Origin of the sequence: Burkholderia sp. Bp8986, assembly GCF_003854225.1 — a bacterium.
In the GTDB taxonomy this organism is placed as follows: domain Bacteria; phylum Pseudomonadota; class Gammaproteobacteria; order Burkholderiales; family Burkholderiaceae; genus Burkholderia.
Map to the genome: position 1 here is coordinate 1 of NZ_QTQM01000096.1, position 4,718 is coordinate 4,718.

Annotated in this window: 3 protein-coding genes; 1 reads left to right on the top strand and 2 read right to left on the bottom strand. The window is 55.2% G+C overall.

The features are described from left to right. Positions 1-813, top strand: an 813-nt coding sequence (locus DID99_RS35770; RefSeq protein ID WP_260444782.1) for an ISAs1 family transposase, incomplete at its 5' end; no start/stop codon positions are given. Between the two features lie 278 nt (positions 814-1,091). Here the strand turns inward: DID99_RS35770 and DID99_RS35780 are convergent. After that, on the bottom strand, positions 1,092-2,930 hold the full coding sequence (locus tag DID99_RS35780) for a hypothetical protein (RefSeq protein ID WP_124668660.1): 1,839 nt from the start codon (positions 2,928-2,930) through the stop codon (positions 1,092-1,094). A gap of 846 nt (positions 2,931-3,776) precedes the next feature. Next, on the bottom strand, positions 3,777-4,718 hold a 942-nt coding region (locus tag DID99_RS37535; RefSeq protein WP_185733877.1), incomplete at its 5' end, for a hypothetical protein.

Below are 4,718 nucleotides of genomic sequence, written 5' to 3' on the forward strand. Positions count from 1 at the left end.
CCCACTAAAAAATTTAGTGGGAACTACGATACATTCGATCAGGCCTCGTGGACGTACGGCCGCCCCGAGCCGCTTACGAATTTGCGCGGCCACCTCTGCGTTGTACTGGGGCAGGTGCGCACGGCCGACAAGAGTAACGAGATCGCGGCGATTCCGGAATTGCTCGACGCGCTGCTGCTCAAGGGCGCGATCGTGACGATCGACGCGATGGGCTGCCAGCAAGCGATCGCCCGGCAACTCGTCACGAGCGGTGCCGATTATGTGTTGGCGGTCAAGGAGAACCAGCCGACGCTGCTGGTGGAGATTCGCTCGACGCTCGAAGCCCTCGATCGACTCCAGCCCGAAGATCGATGGGACTGTTCGAGTGAATATCGGGAGGTCGAGAAGGACCACGGCCGGATCGAAACGCGTCGTTGCCTGGTTAGTGACGTGATGAACACATGGCGTGCGGCCGCGCTCTGGCCAGGCATGCGCTCGATCGTGATGGTGGAGGCCACGCGCGAGATCGGCAATACGGTGACGGTCGAGCGCCGATATTACGTGAGCAGCCTGCCGCCCGATGCAACGCGCATTGCACACGCCGTGCGCTCGCACTGGCGAATCGAGAACTCGATGCACTGGGTGCTCGACGTAGCGTTCGACGAAGATCAATGCAGGGTGCGAGTCGAACATGCGGCGCAGAACTTTGCAATTCTGCGCCGCATCACAATGAACCTGCTGCGCAAGGACACGCAAACCAAGGCGGGCCTCAAAATCCGCCGGCTCAAGGCCGCCACCAGCGACAACTATCGCGCTCAACTCCTTGGCTGGTAAGCCCCTTCATGCGATTGCCCTGTGTTCTCGTGGATCGAAGGTTGGTACAACGTCAGCCGTCGTCATAGCAGCATTGGCTACCACTCGCCGATCCGCTACGAGCAAGTTCACGAAGAACAAAACCGAATCTGCCTCGCCGACGAGTTGCCCACTGCCGGCCGGCGTCGTGATCGTAATAAGCGACCCGCCGACCGGCCGTGGACAACTCGCGGCAGCCCCCAAACCGGAGCAAATCAGCACACTCGAAATTCAACTGCTTAACCGTCCACGGAAGTGGGTCACCCCCAGAACTTGTGAGGCCACCTCTCGCGATAGCAACGATCTTTCATTTCGGCAAAGCCTTTTAGAATAACAAGTGATAGTACTGGCCTGACCTGATGCTTTCGAGGCCATGGGGCAACCACTTCCGCGATGCGAGTGATAGCGTGGCACCGCGTGACGGTCTCGAATGTATCGATTACGTTGAGAAGGTAGTGTGTCGGGTTGACCTGCTGTTCAATAGGCAACCGACCGACAGCGCTTGCTATGCGCTCGAACGCTACTCTCAACGCATCGATTTGGATGGGGTAACGCAAGGCATCGATTGCACGGGCGAGCGCTGCAAGCGGCTCGTCTTGATGCAGGATATCGAGCTCTTCAACTGCGTTGATGATACTCGTGAAAAGCGGAAATCGCCATAACGGTTGCGCAGACTCGATCTGGTTAGCGAGAGCAGTCCATAGCGCACTCTGGTATGCGCGCGGTACCTGGAGGATCGGATTCACCATGCCTACTGGTGACTTCAGTATCGCATCTGGCCCGGGAAATTTTTCAAAGCCTGCTTCTGCCCGTTGCCTCTCGGCTGGGTACTTGCTACGCGGCTTTTCAACCTCCAGTTGATCTGCCAACATCGTGCCGATGCGTAGCATGAGTCTGTCCTCCTGATCGGGCGGCAACTGAGGCGCGAAGCGTCTCCAATCTGCAAACGAATAATCTGCCAAATTGATGTCCAGCATGGCCTGGGCCACGAGGGCGAACCAGGGGTCGATTTGCTGCTCTGGAAGCAGCGAGGTAGTTAAGCGAGCTGAATATTCTTGTGCCTGAGGAATCATGTTCGCTGGGAGAGTGCTGATCTGACAAATCAGGTTCTCCAGAGGGGGGGCTTGCCATTCGCGAGGCAATTGGGCAATCAGGTTTGCCATATACATCCAGGCCTGGTATCGCCCTTCAAGCGGGAGCCAATTGATCTCGTGGGCAAGTTCGCGCAACGCGGGGGCCTGCTGGTCGGGCGAGCGCGTCGCGACTGCATTGGCTGAGTCGATAAAGGTTTGGTATCGCCCCGTGCTATCACTCGAAAATTCAGATACGCGAAAGATTTCCGCTTTCAGAAGTGTGTACTGTTGATCCGTCAGTTGTTCGATCGTATTTGCCAGTTCTTCAACCAGATGGAGACGACTGGGCGGCGGGACATAGGCGATTTGACTAGCCAGGGCGGCCAGAGGCTTACATTGTTGATCCGATGGCAACCTTCCAATCCATTCTTTTATGTCTGTGAAGGCCTGATACCTTTCGTGATCCGGGAGTTCCGGGATGCAGTGGATAATATCAGTAAGCGGTGCGCCTTGCATCGTCAACGGCAGCTGGGTAATCAAGGCTGTGATCTTTCTAAAAGACGCGAACTCGTTATCCCGCATTTGCTTGATTTGATTCGCGAGGACGACCAGCAGCTCACCTTGCAGCGCCTGCGGTAAGGTGGCAATCATGTCTGCGGCTTTTTCGACGGCAGATAACTGTTCTCTACTCTGTATCATCCCGATTTTGCCAGTGAGGGCGATCAGCAGTCTGCTTTGTTGATCAGGCGGGAATGCCCATATTTTGTCTGCAAGGCGCCGGAAGCCGATGTGCTGGATATCGCGAGGGAGGAAGTCGATCCTTTGGATGAGAAGAGATACATGGTACTCCAAGAATTCATTTCTAACGGGAGTTCTTGAATTATCTTCCATGTCAATTGATAGCAATGCAAGTTGGAACGAGTAAAAATCACGGATACTGGTGACTGATTTTTCCGCGTGATCTCGACAAATCATTTCCTTGATACTCGGACCAATATTTATGAGATCTGCGACCGCCAGCGCCACGCGGTCTTTTGTAGATAAGTTGAGCGCGATTTGTCGCAGGACCCTGGATGGCATTTTAGCCAGTGATATCCGAGAGGCACGGGGCGGCGGAGGCGGTGGCGCAAGTGAGTGCCGCGGTGGAAGTGGCGGTGGAAGTGGCAGTGGGAGCGCCGAGGCGTGCCGCGGCGGAGGCGATGGATCTATGTCTTCGGCTGGTGTGGGAGTGGTGCCTATGGTGCTTAATGCGGGTATGGCTGGAATCAGGCCATGATCGGTTTGCACGCAGAGCTCATAACGGTTTCCGTTAATCACGAAAATGCCGACGTTGTCTGCTGGGGCTGCGCGTGAAGGTGACTCATTTTTGGCAGACGAGACTCGGAACATATCGGAAACTGAGAGTAATGGAATTGGAGGTGATGGAGCCGACGACAATTTGATCCTGATGCACCGCCTGTCGATGAAAAGATCCGGAAGTGACTGGAGCCGATGTCAGGAGCAATGCACCGGCTGCGCGATGACCGGCGAATTCAATCGGGCGAGTTTCTGCTGAGTCGATTGCCCTGCATCGGCCATCGTTCCTGATGGCGATGTTTTTCCGCAACAGCTCGATCCTTTCGTGCGCATTGATGTGCTGCTATGTTTTCCTGGCTTTCCTGAATCGGCGTGATACCCGAGCTAGACCTGATCGCAATCATCTTAAAACGCACGAGGTCTTACTGGCGGAGCTTCACTGCCAGAACCACGGAAACCATCAATACGAGAATCGCCAGCGTGCCAAGATGCCATGGCTCGGGAGCGAACATCGGTCTTACCTTAACACTCACTGTACGAGCGACTTTAAAGCGCGGGCGCACCGAATGTGATGCATCACGCCCTTCTTATCAGCTCGAGATTCCGCTTAATCTCTTCAACATACCACCGCAGTGTTGGCTGTTGCTGGATCGGGGCATTAGGGATCATCTCATTGGTGGTTTGGATTATCGCATCCTGCAAGTCATCGGGCATAAATAGAATAAACCGCAAGCGACTCAAGGTAATGTCAGCTTGCTGATTAACAGGCAATTTGTTCATCATATTATTAACGCTCGTGAAGAGTGGATGTGCATCTCTATCCTCGGTCGGTTTATATTGATTGCCCCAAGCCACTTGGGAAACATAACCCATAACCTGGTTGATCAAATCAACCTGCCCGTCAGGGGGAAGCCTATCGAATTCTTCCGTTGTGCACGCGATACTCTCGATTGACAGACTGTTGTCAGTCCTGCAGATTATTGCGGCGCCAACGGCGAGCGTGGGCCATATTCTGTTCTGCTGCGCGATGGGGAGTTCGCCTATAGCATTCGCCAGGTCGTGAAAGGCTTGATTCGGCTCTGCAGCCAGGGTGACCCGGAATGAAAGAGCCTTCAACGGTTCAGTCCGCAGCTCGGCCGGTAAATCGGCGATTTCCAGTTTCAGAAGCTGGAAGGCCTGCTCACACTCCGCGACAGGACGGTCGTCGCTGCCGCGTCCGGAAAACTTTCCGGCTTGCTGAACAAGCGAGGTCAATCCCTGAGCCTGGACGTCCGCGGGCATGGACCGGAGGGAGCTGCCGCATCCCGGATCATTCGTCAGTAGACCTTTAGGTTTGTCAAGCGCGTCAACTTTTCTTGCGCTTTCCAGGCAGGTGGCAATGTGGGTTGTGTCTCCAATCGCTGCTGTGATGGTCCGGGAACCTGCGAGCGCCAAGGCCAGGCAGGCATCGCCAGGCAAATGCTGTGCGATCCTTTTCAATATTTCGGGCGGTTGGCCAGACAACAAATCTTCCGCGGG